Source organism: Burkholderia sp. YHN3-13 (assembly GCF_055810675.1).
Genome location: NZ_JBVVNQ010000014.1, coordinates 116987 through 132725 on the forward strand (window position 1 = coordinate 116987; position 15739 = coordinate 132725).

The window sequence follows — 15739 nt, forward strand, 5'->3', positions numbered from 1 at the left end:
GGACTGGGAAAACTTCCCGAATCGGATAGCAAAGGAGAAACCGTCATGCCCGATACTTCGCAGATGCTCACGACGCTGGCCCAGGGCCTCAGCACCCCGGTCCGCGCACCGATCCTCCACACGCCGGACGAGTATGGAATGGCGTACGAGGACATCACGTTCCCGTCCCTGGACGGCACTCCGCTGGAGGCGTGGTGGATTCCCCGAGCGGGATCGAACAAGCTGGTGATCGCCAACCACCCGATGCCGATGAACCGCTACGGCTTCCCCTCGCACCTGCCGCGGTGGCAGTTCGTTCCGGGCAATGACATCGAGGTCAACTACATGCGGGAATATCAGCACCTGCATGAGGCTGGCTACAACGTGCTGACCTACGACGCGCGCAACCACGGCCAGAGCGGCGCGGCCAACGGCAACATCTTCACGTGGGGCCTGTTCGAATCCCGCGACGTCGCCGGTTCGCTGAAGTACGTCAAGTCCCGCCCCGATACCCGTGGCATGAAGCTGGGCCTGCTCAGCCGCTGCATGGGTGCGAACGCCACCTTCGTCGCGAAGACGCGATATCCGGAGCTCTTTGCCGACGTACAGGCGCTTGTTGCCGTGCAGCCGATCTCGATGCGAGCCATGGTCGAGCGCAACCTCGAGTACATGGGGCTTGCGGACCAGTTCGAGGCGATCGACCGCGAGGTGCAGCTGATTACCAGCTTCAGGATCGACCAGGTGTCGCCGCTGGAATACGCGAAGCACTGGCAGGCGCCGGCCTTCCTGCTGCAGGTGCGTGACGACGCGCTGACCAAGCCCGGCGACGTACAGTCGATCTTCGACAACATTCCCGTTGCCGACAAGCAGCTGTTCTGGCTCGAAGGCAGCACCCGGCGCTGGGATGGCTACAACTACTTCTCCGAACACCCGGAGCAGTTGATCGCATGGTTCGACAAGCATGTGAAGTGAGTCCGTTTCACTTCGATCACGCTATGTGAACGCACCACACCGCTACGACTGGGTGCGAGACGAGCGCTGAGGATCCCGCTCCCCGAGCGATGTCCTCGGCTCCTTGGTATCAGCGGCAATCCGCAGAAAACGCAGGAGAATGACCATGTCGGAAAAAACCATTGTCGTGTTTGGCGCGACGGGGCGACAGGGGCAAGGCGTGGTGAATGCGCTGCTCGATCAAGGCGGTTATACCGTCCGGGCGATCAGTCGAGATGTCGGCTCGGATCAGGCCAAACGGCTCGCCGCTCGAGGCGTCGAAGTGGTTGCCGCAGATCTGAACAGGGTAGACACATTGGCGCCCGCGCTCAGCGGAGCCCATGGGGTGTTCCTGGTCACGAATTTCTGGGATCCCGCAACAGGGACGAGCGAATACGATCAGGTAAGGCATGTGGTCGGCGCTGCAAAATCTGCCGGCGTGACTCACATGGTCTGGTCGACGCTACCCGACGCTCACGAAATTTCAGGCGGCCGGTATGAGGTTTCGCACTTCACCCACAAAGCTCGGGCCAACGCCGTGATCGCCGACGCGGGCTTTCCCGATTACAGCTTCGTCGAAGCGCCGTTCTTCTTTCAGAATTTCCTTGGCCAGATGGCGCCGCAACCCACCGGGAACGGGAATCAAAAGGCCTGGGCGGTTCCGATGGATATCAACAGCAAGAGCGTCCATGCCGGCGACATCCGCGAACTGGGGAAGTTGGTCAAGGAAGTCTTCGACCATCCGGAGATAGCCGGTCAGGGGCAGATTCTGTCGTTGTGCGCCGACGCTTACAGCTGGCAGGCGTTCGCGGATATCCTGAATGCGCAGGGCCACAACGTGGTGGTGAACCAGGTGCCGGGCAAGGCCTACGAAATGTTCTATCCCGGCGCGGACGAAGTCTGCGCGATGATGGGTTACTTCGAAGACTACAGTTACTTCGGCCCTGACGCGGACGCCAAGAGGGCGCGCGCAGATGCGCTGGTCAACGGGCAGATCACCGGCTTTGCGGAGTGGGCCAAGGTCAACATGCCGGCTTGATCAGCGTGGCAAGAAGTTAGGATGCCGATTCGATATCGTCATGGACGCGGATGATAGGCGGGACCCCAACCGGGTATTGCGCGACGCGCGGGTTGGTCAGCCACTATTCGCTCACTTTCGCACGAGCGGCAAGTCGAAAGAAGACGTGAAAACAAGGATGAATGCCATGACAACAAGCACGACGGGAAGCGAAAACGCCCAGTTTCCGCTCAAGCATGAGCAGCGTTCACGTGGTATCGTCCGCCGCGCGCGCGGGTTGGGCAACGGGTCGATTACGCGGCTGGTGAGTCCCTCTGACCTGGGTCGGTTGATCAAGCCGTTCGTGTTCCTTGATCTCTTCGAGTCCAATGGCAGTCACGCCCGACCGCTTGAATTCGGCTGGCATCCGCACTCAGGCATCGCCACGGTAACGGTCGTCCTTGACGGCGCGGTCCAATATGCGGAAACGACGGGCAACGCCGGGGTGCTGCCCGCGGGTGGGGTGGAATGGATGCAGGCGGGCGGCGGTGTGTGGCACACGGGCACCTTTGACACGGCACCCCTGCGGGGCTTTCAGCTCTGGGTCGCGCTCCCGCCAGATCTGGAGAATGCACCGACCAGGAGCCAATATGTGATGCCGGAGCAGGTTCCGGGCGCGGGCCCCGTGCGCGTGATCCTGGGCACGTACGATGGCATGACGAGCCCTGTCGATGCACCGCCGATGACCTACCTCGTGGTCACGCTGAAGGATGGCGAGCATTGGGCGTTTGTTCCTCCTCCGGGGCAGGACGTCGCGTGGGTTTCCGTGATGGATGGCGCACTGCGTGCGTCATCCCGCATCACGCGTGGAGAGGTCGCGATCTTCGAGCGCGCCGAGACGGCGATCGAACTGGTCGCCGAGGGCGACACGCGCTTCGTGCTGGGTTCCGCCACTCAGCATCCCTACGAACTCGTGCTCGGCCACTACTCCGTGCACACCAGTGTCGACGCGCTTCAGCGCGGAGAGGCCGAGATTCGCCGCATCGGACGTCAACTTCGTGCCGAGGGCAAGCAGAGCGGTGCGCTCCAGTCGATCTGACGCCGGGATCGGAACGCCCGCACCGGGCTGGCCTGAAGGCCGGCCGGAATCGACAGACTCGCTCATACCCGGAATCGAGCCGGCGCAGCAGCGTGTCGAGGCGATCGAGCGACTGTACATTGATCGCGATACAGCCGAACTCGTCAACCGCGCGGTTGCTGCGCACCATGCGAGACGATCGGGTCGACGCCGAGCGGTGTGACCGCTCGCCCGTGTCGATGTCTGCCGTCGATGGCGTCGATCGACAAACACGGCGGCCGCGCCTGACGCATGGCCGCCCGATGGCATGCCCGCGGATGCCCGTACAATCCGGGCCGCGTTCTTCACCGACCCCGCAGCGGTAAATCCTTCCCTGAACGGAAGGTCGCGTTTATGATCCGCCATGCAAGCGGTGGTCGCTGGAATCGCCTGATTGGTCGCACGACCAGTCCGTTCCTTCGGGCACCGCTTTCCTTTTGTGCCCGACCTTCACGCGAATTCACGCAGACCCCGTGTAACGTGTGATCTCGTCACCGCCGAACCGAAAGCGATCTGTAAATAACAATGCTGCCGACAAGCTACAACGCGTTGCTCGTTCTTCTTTCGCTCCTGATCGCCATATTGGCGTCCTACACCGTGCTGGACATGGCCGGGCGCATCAAGACCGCCCAGGGGCGCGCCGCACATTGGTGGCTGGTCGGCGCGGCTTGCGTGATGGGCACGGGCATCTGGTCGATGCATTTCGTCGGCATGCTTGCTTTCGCGTTGCCGATTCCGGTCGGATACGATCCGGCCATCACGTTGCTGTCGCTGCTGATCGCCATCGCCTGCTCCACGTGCGCACTGTGGCTCGTCTGTCGGGATACGCTGAAGTGGCACCGGCTGTGCGGCGGGGCCGTGTTGATGGGGGCCGGCGTCGCGGGAATGCATTACACGGGCATGGCCTCCATGCACATGTCGCCGGGCATCCGGTACGACCTGCTGCTCGTTTGCCTGTCGGTCGCGATCGCCGTGGTCGCGTCGGGCGCCGTGCTGTGGATCGTGTTCATCCGGCGTGCGAACTCGTCCCGCGTGCGCCTGCTCAACCTGGGGTCCGCCGTGCTGATGGGGGCCGCCATCGCCGGCATGCACTATACCGGGATGGCCGCCGCCCGGTTCCCGCTGGGCAGCATCTGCGGCGCAGCCGGCTCGCGCATGGACGCTGGCTGGCTCGCACTGGTCATCATCGTCGCCACGTTGGCCATCCTCGCCATCGCGCTGGTCGTTTCCATCCTCGATCTGCGTCTGGAGTCCCGCACGGCAGTGCTGGCGACGTCGCTGGCCGAAGCCAACCAGGAATTGACGTATCTGGCGTTGCACGACAACCTCACCAAGCTCCCCAATCGCGTGCTGCTCGAAGACCGGATCGATCAGGCGATCCAGGGCACCGACCGCGAGAAAGGATGTTTCGCGCTGATGTTCATGGATCTCGACGGATTCAAGGCGGTCAACGACGCGTATGGCCATCATGTCGGCGATCTGCTGCTGGTCGACGTGGCGCAGCGCATCGGCGCGAACCTGCGCACGCAGGACACGATCGCCCGTCTGGGGGGCGACGAGTTCGTGCTGGTCGTGTCCGTCGACGAACCCGCGGACGCGGCCGGCGTGGCGGACAAGGTACTGGCGGTGATTCGACAACCGTTCCGCGTGGCCGAGCACGAATTGCGCGTGTCGGCCAGCATCGGAATCGCGCTCTATCCCGGCAACGGCAGCCATTTCCGGGACCTGATGACCAATGCCGATGCAGCGATGTATCACGCGAAGGCGCTCGGCCGAAACGCGTACTGCTTCTTCGAGGCATCGATGAACGCGAATGTCCGCGAGCACCTGAAGATCGTGCAGGAACTCCGCCTGGCGCTGGAGCGGCGTGAACTGGTCCTGCATTACCAGCCGAAGTTCGAAGTGCCGCATGGACCGATCATCGGCGTCGAGGCGCTGTTGCGGTGGATGCACCCGACGCGCGGCCTCATTTCACCCGATCAGTTCATCTCGATCGCGGAAAAGACCGGGTTGATCGTCCCGATCGGCGAGTGGGTACTGGACGAGGCCTGCCGGCAGATGCGCGCGTGGTGCGATGCCGGTCGAACCGACTGGACGATGGCCGTCAACCTGTCGCCGTTGCAATTCGGTCACGCGAGCCTGGTCCAGGTCGTGCAGGCCGCATTGCAGCGGCACGCGCTGGAACCGCGCTGCCTGACGCTGGAAATCACCGAATCGACTGCGATGCGCGATGCCGATGCCAGCTTGAGAATCCTCGAGCAGCTGCACGACATGGGCGTGCGTATTTCCATCGACGACTTCGGAACGGGTTATTCGAGCCTGCTCTATCTGAAACGCCTGCCGGCCAACGAGCTCAAGATCGACCGCGGGTTCATCCGCGATCTCGAACACGACACCGAGGATGCCGCGATCATTTCCGCGATCGTCGCGCTCGGCCGGGCACTCGACCTGAAGATCGTCGCGGAGGGCGTTGAAACGACGGCGCAGCAGCAGTTCCTGACCACGCTCGGCTGCAATTCGCTGCAAGGTTTCCTGCTCGGGCGTCCGATGCCGGCGGAGCATTTCATCGACATGACCGCGCAAGGCAATGCGATCGGGAGCGCTTGATCCCGTCGTCATGATTCGGTTGTGAAATCCGATGGGCGACAAGCCGACGGCCGGCGCGCGACCGCCGAGCAGCGGTGCGTGAAGTCGCCGAAGCATGCAACGTCGGGCGGTGGCGATCAAGGGCGCAATGCGTGGTCGGGTGCGATGAGTGCATGGATCGGTGCGAGTTAAAGGGCCATATCGAAAGACCTGGCTGGCGTTCGTTTGTAGCGCCCCCGCGGCAGGAAAGCGAATGATCCGTGATGGCCGGCCGACATGTGTTCCGTCGGCGGAACCGATTCCTTCGAAGCCTCGCCGGGAAAGGGGCGTGTGCGGAGATCACACGCGACTTGAACGAGTAAACCGAAACGGTCAGACTGTCGCTGAATCCTCGGCACGGGATTCATGAAACGAATGCTGCTCGATTCAGAAGATAAATTTCGAGAAGACCGCGTCGGCCGGTATGCTTGATGCCGCTGTCCCACGGCCCGACGCCGGATATCGAGTACGGAACCTGGCGATGGAGACAACGTGTTCGTGGCTGCATCAGGGCTGCGCTGTTGATCCAGGTTGACCTGTTTCACCAAGGCCGGGAGCCTGAATTTGGCCACTCGACACTCGGGGCTGAATTTTTCGCGCGGCCGCAACCGACAGTTCACAATATGACATTACAGATTGGGATTCCTCTGGAGATAGCCACCGGCGAACGGCGCGTAGCGACCGTCCCCGAGGTGGTTGAGAAACTGATCAAGCTGGGGTTTTCGGTGGCCGTGCAAAGCGGCGCCGGGGCCGGTGCGAACTTTGACGACGACGCGTATCGTGCGGCCGGCGCGAGCATTGCCGCCACGGCGGCCGAACTCTGGTCCGGCAGCGACATCGTGTTCAAGGTGCGCCCGCCGACGAGCGACGAAGTGGCGCTGATGCGCGAGGGCGGCACGCTGATCGGCTTCGTGTGGCCCGCGCAGAATCCCGAACTGATGGCGCAGCTGGCCGCCAGGCGCGCCACCGTGCTGGCGATCGATTCGCTGCCGCGCACGCTGTCGCGCGCGCAGAAGATGGACGCGCTCACGTCGATGGCCGGCATCAGCGGCTACCGGGCGGTGATCGAGGCCGCGCACGCGTTCGGCCGCTTCCTGAACGGCCAGGTCACGGCGGCCGGCAAGGTCCCGCCGGCCAAGGTGTTCATCGCCGGTGCCGGCGTGGCCGGTCTCGCCGCGATCGGCACGGCCGCGAGCCTCGGCGCGATCGTGCGCGCGAACGACACGCGCGCCGAAGTGGCCGACCAGGTCAAGTCGCTGGGCGGCGAGTTCGTCAAGGTCGACTACGAAGAGGAAGGCTCGGGCGGCGGCGGCTACGCGAAGGTGATGAGCGAAGGCTTCCAGCAGGCGCAGCGCGCGATGTACGCGCAGCAGGCGAAGGACGCCGACATCATCATCACGACCGCGCTGATTCCCGGCAAGCCGGCGCCGAAGCTCATCACCGCCGAGATGGTGCAGTCGATGAAGCCCGGCAGCGTGATCGTCGACATGGCGGCCGAACAGGGCGGCAACTGCGAACTCACGGTGCCCGGCGAGGCCGTCGTGCGCCATGGCGTGACGATCGTCGGCTACACGGATCTCGCGTCGCGCCTGTCGCGGCAGTCGTCCACGCTGTATGCGACCAACCTGCTGCGTGTGGTCGAGGAGCTGTGCAAGGCCAAGGACGGCACGATCAACGTCGATTTCGACGACGACGCGATCCGCGGCCTCACCGTCATCAAGGACGGCAACATCACGTGGCCGCCGCCGCCGATCAAGCAGGCGGTCGTCGCGCCGAAGCCCCCGGCGGCGCCCGCGGCGGCCGCGCCCGCGAAGTCCAAGGGCCATGGCCACAGCGGCGAGCCGATGTCGGCCAAGGCGCTCGCCATCGTGTTCGCGGTCGGCGCGCTGGCTTTCCTGGTCGTCGGCCAGTACGCGCCGGCGAGCTTCCTGTCGCACTTCACGGTGTTCGTGCTCGCGTGCTTCGTCGGCTACATGGTGATCTGGAACGTCACGCCGTCGCTGCACACGCCGCTGATGAGCGTGACCAACGCGATCTCGTCGATCATCGCGATCGGCGCGCTCGTGCAGGTCGCGCCGCCCCTCGGTGAACTGGCCAACGCGGGCGATCGCCCGTCCGGGCTGATTCTCGGCCTGGCGGTGGGCGCGCTGACGCTCACGGCCGTCAACATGTTCGGCGGCTTCGCGGTGACGCGGCGCATGCTGGCGATGTTCCGCAAATAAGGGGACGACAACAATGACTGCAAACCTGACTACCGTCTCCTATATCGGCGCCGCGATCCTGTTCATCCTCAGCCTCGGCGGGCTGGCCAACCCTGAAACCGCGCGTCGCGGCAACCTGCTCGGCATGATCGGCATGCTGATCGCCGTGCTGGCCACCGTGGCCGGCCCGCGCGTGTCGGCCGCGGGCATTCCGTACGTGGTCGCCGCGCTGGTCGTCGGCGGCGCCGTCGGCCTGTACGCCGCGAAGAAGGTGCAGATGACGCAGATGCCGGAACTGGTCGCGCTGATGCACAGCCTGGTCGGTCTCGCCGCCTGCCTGGTCGGCTTCGCGAGCTACATCGACACGTCGCTGCAGTTCACCGGTGCCGAGAAGGCCATCCACGAAGTGGAGATCTACGTCGGCATCCTGATCGGCGCGGTCACCTTCGCGGGCTCGATCATCGCGTTCGGCAAGCTGTCGGGCAAGATCGGCGGCAAGCCGCTGCTGCTGCCGGCGCGGCACTGGATGAACCTGGCCGCGCTGCTGATCGTGATCTACTTCGGCCGCGCGTTCCTGCATGCGGAAAGCATCCAGGACGGCATGCTGCCGCTCGTCGTGATGACGGTGATCTCGCTGCTGTTCGGCGTGCACATGGTGATGGCGATCGGCGGCGCGGACATGCCGGTCGTGGTGTCGATGCTCAACAGCTACTCGGGGTGGGCGGCGGCGGCCACCGGTTTCATGCTCGGCAACGACCTGCTGATCGTGATCGGCGCGCTGGTCGGCTCGTCCGGTGCGATCCTGTCGTACATCATGTGCCGTGCGATGAACCGCAACTTCATCAGCGTGATCGCGGGCGGCTTCGGCAGCGGCGCAGGCGCGCCGGCGGCAGCCGGCGGCGGCGCGCAGCCGGCCGGCGAGGCGGTGGCGGTGAGCGCCGCGGAAACGGCCGAGCTGCTGCGCGAGGCGAAGCGCGTGATCATCGTACCCGGCTATGGGATGGCGGTGGCGCAGGCCCAGCACACGGTGTTCGAGCTGACGAAGCTGCTGCGTGAAAAGGGCGTCGACGTGCGTTTCGCGATTCACCCGGTCGCGGGCCGCATGCCGGGCCACATGAACGTGCTGCTGGCCGAAGCGAAGGTGCCGTACGACATCGTGCTCGAAATGGACGAGATCAACGGCGACTTCCCGGAGGCCGACGTGTCGATGGTGATCGGCGCGAACGACATCGTGAACCCGGCGGCGCAGGACGACCCGACGAGCCCGATCGCCGGCATGCCGGTGCTGGAGGTATGGAAGGCGAAGACGTCGATCGTGATGAAGCGCAGCATGGCTTCGGGTTATGCGGGCGTCGACAATCCGCTGTTCTACAAGGACAACAACCGGATGTTGTTCGGCGACGCGAAGTCGATGCTGAGCGAGGTCTTCGGCATGCTGAAGGCCTGATGCGAGCGCGAACTTGAGTCAGTGACGGAGCGCGCGACGGCCGGCAACGCCCGGCCGTCGCCGCCAACACGTGCACCGCGGGGCGAGGCCATGCGCAAGTGCTCCGCGGTCGCCAGCGGTCCGGCCACGGCGCACGATACGTCGTGCGCGAATCGATCGACGTGATCGACCGGACGATCCGGATCATGCACGACCGGGCATGGCGTCGCTCTTCCCCGGGCACGACATCCGAAACATCCCGGGATCCCTGCCTGTCCAGGCTTGTACACGCGCCGCACTGCGCGCGCGACCGATACGCTCCCCGTTCGATTCCACGCCGCTTGCGTCACGCGTCGCGGCCGTCGATCCATTTTTGTCGCGCTGTCGTATGCAAACGATGGCGAGGCATCCGCCATTTCCAGCGCACCTTGCCGGTATTTAAATCGGTTGACAGGTTTTTTTGGATTGGATTGCGGATTACCGGCCGCCGATATTCACCGCATTCCGATACGCGCTGCAATGTGCGGTGAATCTGTCGTTCAGGCCGCGTTCTCCGGCCGCACCCGTTCCGCAATCGCAACGATCCGGGTGTTCCGTGCCATGTTCCCGTCCGGCGTGCGTTACGGCGCATCGTTACGTAACGGGCGAGAGCGTTTCATCCCCGCAAACGTTAAACACGATTATTTCTATTTATTCATACCTTTTCAATTCCGGACATAGGTCATTGGTTTGTCGAGGTTTTTCTGCGTTGCAGCAAAAGAAAGGGATGCAATGGCACGGATCGTGCGTTAAATGGCACGTGCCGAAGTAGTTAATACCATAACGTTAGACCGATCATGAATCACATCCTTATTCCGATATCCGGACGCGACGCGGGGGCGAAGCGGTCGATTCCGGGCCTTCACGTGATCAATCGCGTTCATGCGCCAATCCGTTCGGGATGGCTCGGACGCGGCATTTTCATTGCCATGCCGAACCGGGCCGACACGCCATCGCGGCGACAGTGCATCGGTGCGGAGGCGTGCGCCTAGGCAATTCGCAGTCCGTTCATCGTCCGGGTTCCTTGCGGGAATCGAATCGCTCGTCCGGTAACCGCGCGTTCCATTACATATAGGAATGCGAATTTATTGATTAATTCATCGATGGACGGGTGACGTCCGGGATGAATGTTGTCGACGTATCGGGATACCGAGGGCGGAGCATGTCCGGCGTCAGCACGGACATGCTCGCAGGCGAGGTAATGGGTGCAAGGGACAGGCAGTGCCATGCGGTGCCGTGATGGGAAAGGTGGATGTTGAGGAGTACATGAGATGAGTGAAATCGAGTTGGTCGACAAGGCGTGCCATGCCGATCCGGGCGTTCAGGATCGGCATCGTGTCGCCGCGGGCGCGGTGGTGCCGGTGGTCCTGGCCGGCGGGTCGGGAACCCGGCTGTGGCCGATGTCCCGCGAGCAGCACCCGAAACAACTCACGCATCTCGTCGGCGACGAAACGCTGCTCGAATCGACGCTGCGCAGGGTGAGCGGACTCGGGTCGGCATTCGAGCTGGCTGCTGCACAGGTCGTATGCGGCGACGCGCATCGGCACACCACGGTGCGGCAGCTTGCGGCCGGCGGCCTGCGGGCGCGCGTGGTCGTCGAGCCGGCGCGCCGCGATACGGCGCCCGCGATGACGCTCGCGGCAGCCCTTGCGCTGGCCGAGCACGGCGACGCCGTGCTGGTCGTCATGCCGGCCGATCACGCGATCCACGACACGTCCGGTTTCGAGCGTGCGATGGCAACCGCATTGCGTTACGCGCAGCTCGGGTGCATCGCGACGCTCGGCGTCCGGCCGACGCATGCCGATTCGGGCTTCGGTTATCTGCGTACCGGTGGCCAGGTCTCGCTGGACGGCGCCGCCGGCGGCTACACGCTCGATGCGTTCGTCGAAAAGCCCGCGCCCGAAATCGCGGCGCAGTACGTCGCGTCGGGCTCGCACTGGTGGAACAGCGGCATTTACGTGGTCCGGGCGAGTGTCTGGCTGCGCGCGATCGAGGCGCTTGCGCCGGACATTCACGCAGCGTGCGTCGCCGCGATCCGCGATGGCCGCGCGGACGACGGCTGCTTTCACCCGGCGCCGGAACCGTTCGCCGCGAGCCCGTCGGATTCGATCGACTACGCGGTCATGGAGCGGCTGGCCGCGATGACCGAACCGCCGGTGGCCGTCGCCGTGCCGCTGGATGCAGGCTGGTCCGACCTCGGGTCGTGGGACGCCGTCTGGGCCGCGCTCGACAAGGACGAGGACGGTAACGCCGGGCGCGGACGCGTGATGTTCGAGGACGCGACTGCGTGCTATGCGCATTCGGAAGGCCGGCTCGTCGCGTGTGTCGGCGTCAGCAACGTGGCGGTGGTGGAAACGCCCGACGCCGTGCTGGTCGTGGACCGGCAGCACGTTCAGGGCGTCAGGTCGCTCGTGGCCCGGATCAAGGCCGAACATGGCGCGGAAGCCGAGACGCACCGGCTCGTGCGGCGCCCGTGGGGCTGGTACGACTCGGTCGACCGCGGCGAACGCTTCCAGGTCAAGCGGATCGTGGTGGATCCCGGCGCGCGGCTGTCGTTGCAGATGCACCATCACCGCGCCGAGCACTGGACCGTCGTGAAAGGCACCGCGACCGTCACGCGCGGCGACGAGCAATTCCTGCTCGGCGAAAACGAATCGACCTACATTCCGATCGGCGTGCGGCACCGGCTCGAGAACCCCGGGCGCTTGCCGCTGGAAATCATCGAAGTGCAGACCGGCAGCTATCTCGGCGAAGACGACATCGTGCGCTTCGACGATGCATACGGGCGCGTGTGACGGCAAATGCGGCGCCGTCGCGCGCCGCCTGGAGAAGAGTCATGTTCGGAGTTCAGTCGATTGTTGCGCGCCTGTTCGATGCACTCGTCGTGGTGCTGGCGGCGGCCGCCGCGTCGCATGTGCGGTTCGATGACGATACGCTTGGCCGGTCGGACGCGATGGTCGTCCCGTTCGTCGCGATGCTGACGCTTGCCGTCTTTCCCGCATTCCAGGTGTACCAGTCGTGGCGCGGGCGGTCGTGGATCGCGATGATCAGCCGCATCAGTGCCGCATGGGTCGCGGTGCAGGCGGGCAATCTCGTGCTGCTGTTCGCGATGCATCGCGTCGATCACGTGTCGCGGCTGTGGTTCGTCTACTGGACGGCGATCGCGGGATGCGGATTCGTCGTGATCCGCCTGGCCGCCTACACGATGCTCGCGCACGTGCGGCATGCCGGCCTGAATCTTCGCAAGGTGGCGATCGTCGGCAATGGCGCGCATGCGGTGCGGGTGATCGAAACGCTCGCGCTGTCCCCTGCGAGCGGGTTCCGCCCGGTGGTGCTCCACGATCCCGCGGGCGGGGCCGGCGGCATCATCCCGGCGATCGCGGATTTCGCCGAGTTCGCCGCGGCCGTGCGCGCCGAAGCCGCGACGGAAATCTGGCTCGCGTTGCCGATCTCCGAGGAACAGACGATCCGGCGGGTCCTGAAGACGTTCGGCGACGACCTGATCAATATCCGCTTCATGCCGGACATGTGCAGCATCGCGCTGCTCGGCGGAACGATGATGGATCTCGTCGGCATGCCCGCGATCAACCTGGTGGCGTCGCCGATGTCGCATCGCGCGTTGATGCAGAAGGCGCTGTTCGACCGTGTGTTCGCGGCCGCGGCGCTCGTCGCGCTGGCGCCGCTGCTCGGGTTGATCGCGCTGGCGGTCAAGTTGTCGTCGCCGGGCCCGGTGTTGTTTACGCAGTATCGGAAGGGCGCCGATGGCCGGGTGTTCAGGATCTACAAGTTCCGCACGATGCGCGTGCACGCCGAACAGGCCGGCATCGTGCGTCAGGCCACGCGCGGCGACGCGCGCATCACGCGCATCGGCGCGTTCCTGCGCCGCACGAGCCTCGACGAGCTGCCGCAGTTCTTCAACGTGCTGCGCGGGGACATGTCGGTCGTCGGGCCGAGGCCGCACGCGATCGAGCACGACGATCTGTACCGGCCGCTCGTCGAGGGCTACATCCATCGTTACCGGATCAAGCCCGGCATCACCGGATGGGCGCAGGTCAACGGCTATCGCGGCGAAACGGATCACCTCGACAAGATGGTCGGCCGCGTGCAGCACGACCTCTATTACCTGCGCAACTGGTCCTTCGGGCTCGACATGAGGATTGTCGCCGCCACGGTGTTGAAGGGCTTCGTTCATCCGAACGCCTACTGAGCCCGGCCATGATCGAACGCATTCTGGTCGTTTGCGACGGCAATGCATGTCGCAGCCCGATGGCGAGCGCGATGCTGGCGCGCGCACTGCCGTCGGTGCACGTGCATTGCGCCGGGCTGATCGCGCTGGCCGGGCGGCCGGCCGCACAGGCCGCGATCGACGTCATGCGCGAACGCGGCTTCGACATCACGTCCCATATCGCGCAGCCGGTGCATCTCGGCCACGTGCGCGCATCGCAGCTGATTCTCGCGATGACGCTCGTGCAATGCCGCGAGATCGAGCGCCGCTATCCGTTCGCGCGGGGTCGCGTATTCCAGCTCGACCATGCGACGAAGCGCGATATCGCGGATCCCGTCGGCAAGTCGGCGGACGTGTTCGATGCGGTGGCGCATCACATCGAGCGCGCGGTCGCGTACTGGATCGCGCGGATTCCGGCGGCCATCGCACGGGGAGGCCGCTGATGCGCGCTCGCCACTTCGCACTGCTCGCCGGCCTGGCGTGCATGTCGGCCGCGCATGGTAGCGCGCCGGCGGCGCGCCCCGCGACGAGCGCTGCGCCGAATCCGCCGCGGTGGATCACCGGTCTTGTGGACCCCGCGTCACACACGTCGAATCCCTGGCGCGGTTCGATCGCGAAGCCGGCGGTCGCATCCGGCGTCGCCGTGCCGTCGGCCGGCAATTATGCGCCGCTGCCGGTCGAGCGGCAGATGCGTGCGTTGTCGAGCGATGCGCTGGGCATGCCGACCGTGCATCGCGCGCGCAGTGCGCGACGCGTCCCGATTCGGACACCCGCCGGGGCCGGCGGCACGGCGGGCGACTGGCCGGGCATCGTGCCGCCCTGGTCCCGCTCGCCATGGTGATCGGTCGGCAGGCACGGGACGGGGGCGAGACGAGTCGCGCCCTCGATCGACGTCATGAAAACAACCGCGAGCAACGCGCCACGGACGGCATGAACGACAGCGCGACAGACGAGGCAGCAATGGGTAATGCATTCGACGTGATATCGACAGGCAGCAGACGGGGCCGCGCGTTGGCGCCGCTCGTGCTGTCGGTGTTCCTGACGGCATGTGCGGTCGCACCCGGCATGCGAATGACCGGTTCGCAGGAACTGCCGGTGGCCAGCACACGTAACGGCGAGCCGGCACGGTCGCTCGATGTGCCGATCCGGGAAATCGACGTCAACCTGCTGAAATCGATGCGCGACGACAGCGATGCGGCCGAGAACGTCGACACGCTGCTGCGCGAGCGCGCGAAGGGCGGCTATCGGATCGGCGCCGGCGACGTGCTGCAGATCACGGTGTGGGATCACCCCGAGCTGTCCGCCGCGGCGCCGACGAGCCAGTCGTCGTCGACGCAACGGCCGAGCGATCCCGTCAGCGGCTTCGTCGTCGATGACACCGGCAGCGTGCAGTTTCCGTATGTCGGCACGATCGCGGTCGCGGGCCGGACGACGACCGAGGTCCGCGATGCGTTTCGCGTCGCGCTGACGAAGACCTTCCGCGATCCGCAGGTCACCGTGCGCGTGACGTCGTACCGCAGCCAGCAGGTGTACGTCGAGGGGGAGGTGCGCAATCCGGGCGGCCAGCCGATCAACGACGTGCCGATGACGCTGATCGAGGCGCTCGATCGCGCGGGCGGCCTGCAACCCACGGCCGACCGTAGCCGGATCGAGCTGATGCGCGGCGACGAGCATTACGTGCTGAATCTGTCGCAGCTCGTTGCACGACGGATCGACCCGGCCCGCATCCTGTTGCGCAACCGGGACGTGCTGCGCGTGCAATCGCGCGAGGACAGCGGTGCATTCGTGATGGGCGAGGTCGCGAAGCCGACGCTCGCGTTGCCGCTGCGCGACGGTTCGTTGACGCTCGGCGACGCATTGCAGCAGGCCGGCAGCTTCAACAGCGGCACCGCCGACACCGCGCAGGTCTATGTGATTCGCGGTCGCGGCTCGAGCACGCCCGATGTGTTTCATCTCGACGCGAAGTCGCCGGTCGCGATGGTGCTCGCGAACGACTTCAGGCTCGCGCCGAAGGACGTCGTCTACGTCGACGGCAACGGCCTCGTCCGACTCAGCCGCGTGCTGTCGTTGCTGCTGCCCGCCATCAATGCCGGCATGACCGGCGCGCTGGTCGCGAAATGAACCGCCGGAACCCGATAGA

Annotated in this window: 11 protein-coding genes; all 11 read left to right on the plus strand. The window is 65.3% G+C overall.

Annotated features, from left to right (window positions below; genetic code table 11):
• The first annotated feature begins 45 nt into the window (after positions 1-45).
• Positions 46-951: an alpha/beta hydrolase family protein gene (locus AC0KUR_RS27020; protein WP_124609307.1), complete on the plus strand. Its 906-nt coding sequence runs from the start codon at positions 46-48 to the stop codon at positions 949-951.
• Positions 952-1096: 145 nt separating this feature from the next.
• Positions 1097-2008, plus strand: a complete 912-nt coding sequence (locus tag AC0KUR_RS27025) for an NmrA/HSCARG family protein (RefSeq protein WP_167361885.1) — start codon at positions 1097-1099, stop codon at positions 2006-2008.
• A gap of 40 nt (positions 2009-2048) precedes the next feature.
• Positions 2049-3065 (plus strand): pirin family protein, encoded by a 1017-nt coding sequence (locus AC0KUR_RS27030; protein ID WP_226104031.1) that lies wholly within the window; start codon positions 2049-2051, stop codon positions 3063-3065.
• A 543-nt stretch (positions 3066-3608) separates the two neighbouring features.
• Entirely contained in the window at positions 3609-5690 is a 2082-nt protein-coding gene (locus tag AC0KUR_RS27035; protein ID WP_473376625.1) for a putative bifunctional diguanylate cyclase/phosphodiesterase, read from the plus strand.
• A gap of 641 nt (positions 5691-6331) precedes the next feature.
• Positions 6332-7930 carry a Re/Si-specific NAD(P)(+) transhydrogenase subunit alpha gene (locus AC0KUR_RS27040; protein WP_049035768.1) on the plus strand — a complete coding sequence of 533 codons (1599 nt, stop codon included), beginning with the start codon at positions 6332-6334 and terminating at the stop codon, positions 7928-7930.
• A 13-nt stretch (positions 7931-7943) separates the two neighbouring features.
• Positions 7944-9356 carry a Re/Si-specific NAD(P)(+) transhydrogenase subunit beta gene (pntB, locus tag AC0KUR_RS27045; RefSeq protein WP_049035769.1) on the plus strand — a complete coding sequence of 471 codons (1413 nt, stop codon included), beginning with the start codon at positions 7944-7946 and terminating at the stop codon, positions 9354-9356.
• Between the two features lie 1289 nt (positions 9357-10645).
• Positions 10646-12169 (plus strand): mannose-1-phosphate guanylyltransferase/mannose-6-phosphate isomerase, encoded by a 1524-nt coding sequence (locus AC0KUR_RS27050; protein ID WP_473376626.1) that lies wholly within the window; start codon positions 10646-10648, stop codon positions 12167-12169.
• Positions 12170-12210: 41 nt separating this feature from the next.
• The gene (locus AC0KUR_RS27055; protein ID WP_034190961.1) at positions 12211-13581 is read left to right on the plus strand and encodes an undecaprenyl-phosphate glucose phosphotransferase; all 1371 of its coding nucleotides are present in this window, start codon (positions 12211-12213) and stop codon (positions 13579-13581) included.
• Positions 13582-13589: 8 nt separating this feature from the next.
• Entirely contained in the window at positions 13590-14042 is a 453-nt protein-coding gene (locus AC0KUR_RS27060; RefSeq protein ID WP_059557916.1) for an arsenate reductase/protein-tyrosine-phosphatase family protein, read from the plus strand.
• Positions 14042-14440 (plus strand): hypothetical protein, encoded by a 399-nt coding sequence (locus tag AC0KUR_RS27065; RefSeq protein ID WP_034190963.1) that lies wholly within the window; start codon positions 14042-14044, stop codon positions 14438-14440. The genes AC0KUR_RS27060 and AC0KUR_RS27065 overlap by 1 nt, the downstream gene beginning before the upstream one ends.
• A 119-nt stretch (positions 14441-14559) precedes the next feature.
• Positions 14560-15720: a polysaccharide biosynthesis/export family protein gene (locus AC0KUR_RS27070; protein WP_226253828.1), complete on the plus strand. Its 1161-nt coding sequence runs from the start codon at positions 14560-14562 to the stop codon at positions 15718-15720.
• Positions 15721-15739 lie beyond the last annotated feature (19 nt).

Bases quoted from the DNA above. Each gene is read 5' to 3' on its own strand.
- AC0KUR_RS27020 (WP_124609307.1), top strand. From the start codon at position 46: ATGCCCGATACTTCGCAGATGCTCACGACGCTGGCCCAGGGCCTCAGC.
- AC0KUR_RS27025 (WP_167361885.1), top strand. From the start codon at position 1,097: ATGTCGGAAAAAACCATTGTCGTGTTTGGCGCGACGGGGCGACAGGGG.
- AC0KUR_RS27030 (WP_226104031.1), top strand. From the start codon at position 2,049: ATGGACGCGGATGATAGGCGGGACCCCAACCGGGTATTGCGCGACGCG.
- AC0KUR_RS27035 (WP_473376625.1), top strand. From the start codon at position 3,609: ATGCTGCCGACAAGCTACAACGCGTTGCTCGTTCTTCTTTCGCTCCTG.
- AC0KUR_RS27040 (WP_049035768.1), top strand. From the start codon at position 6,332: ATGACATTACAGATTGGGATTCCTCTGGAGATAGCCACCGGCGAACGG.
- pntB (WP_049035769.1), top strand. From the start codon at position 7,944: ATGACTGCAAACCTGACTACCGTCTCCTATATCGGCGCCGCGATCCTG.
- AC0KUR_RS27050 (WP_473376626.1), top strand. From the start codon at position 10,646: ATGAGTGAAATCGAGTTGGTCGACAAGGCGTGCCATGCCGATCCGGGC.
- AC0KUR_RS27055 (WP_034190961.1), top strand. From the start codon at position 12,211: ATGTTCGGAGTTCAGTCGATTGTTGCGCGCCTGTTCGATGCACTCGTC.
- AC0KUR_RS27060 (WP_059557916.1), top strand. From the start codon at position 13,590: ATGATCGAACGCATTCTGGTCGTTTGCGACGGCAATGCATGTCGCAGC.
- AC0KUR_RS27065 (WP_034190963.1), top strand. From the start codon at position 14,042: ATGCGCGCTCGCCACTTCGCACTGCTCGCCGGCCTGGCGTGCATGTCG.
- AC0KUR_RS27070 (WP_226253828.1), top strand. From the start codon at position 14,560: ATGGGTAATGCATTCGACGTGATATCGACAGGCAGCAGACGGGGCCGC.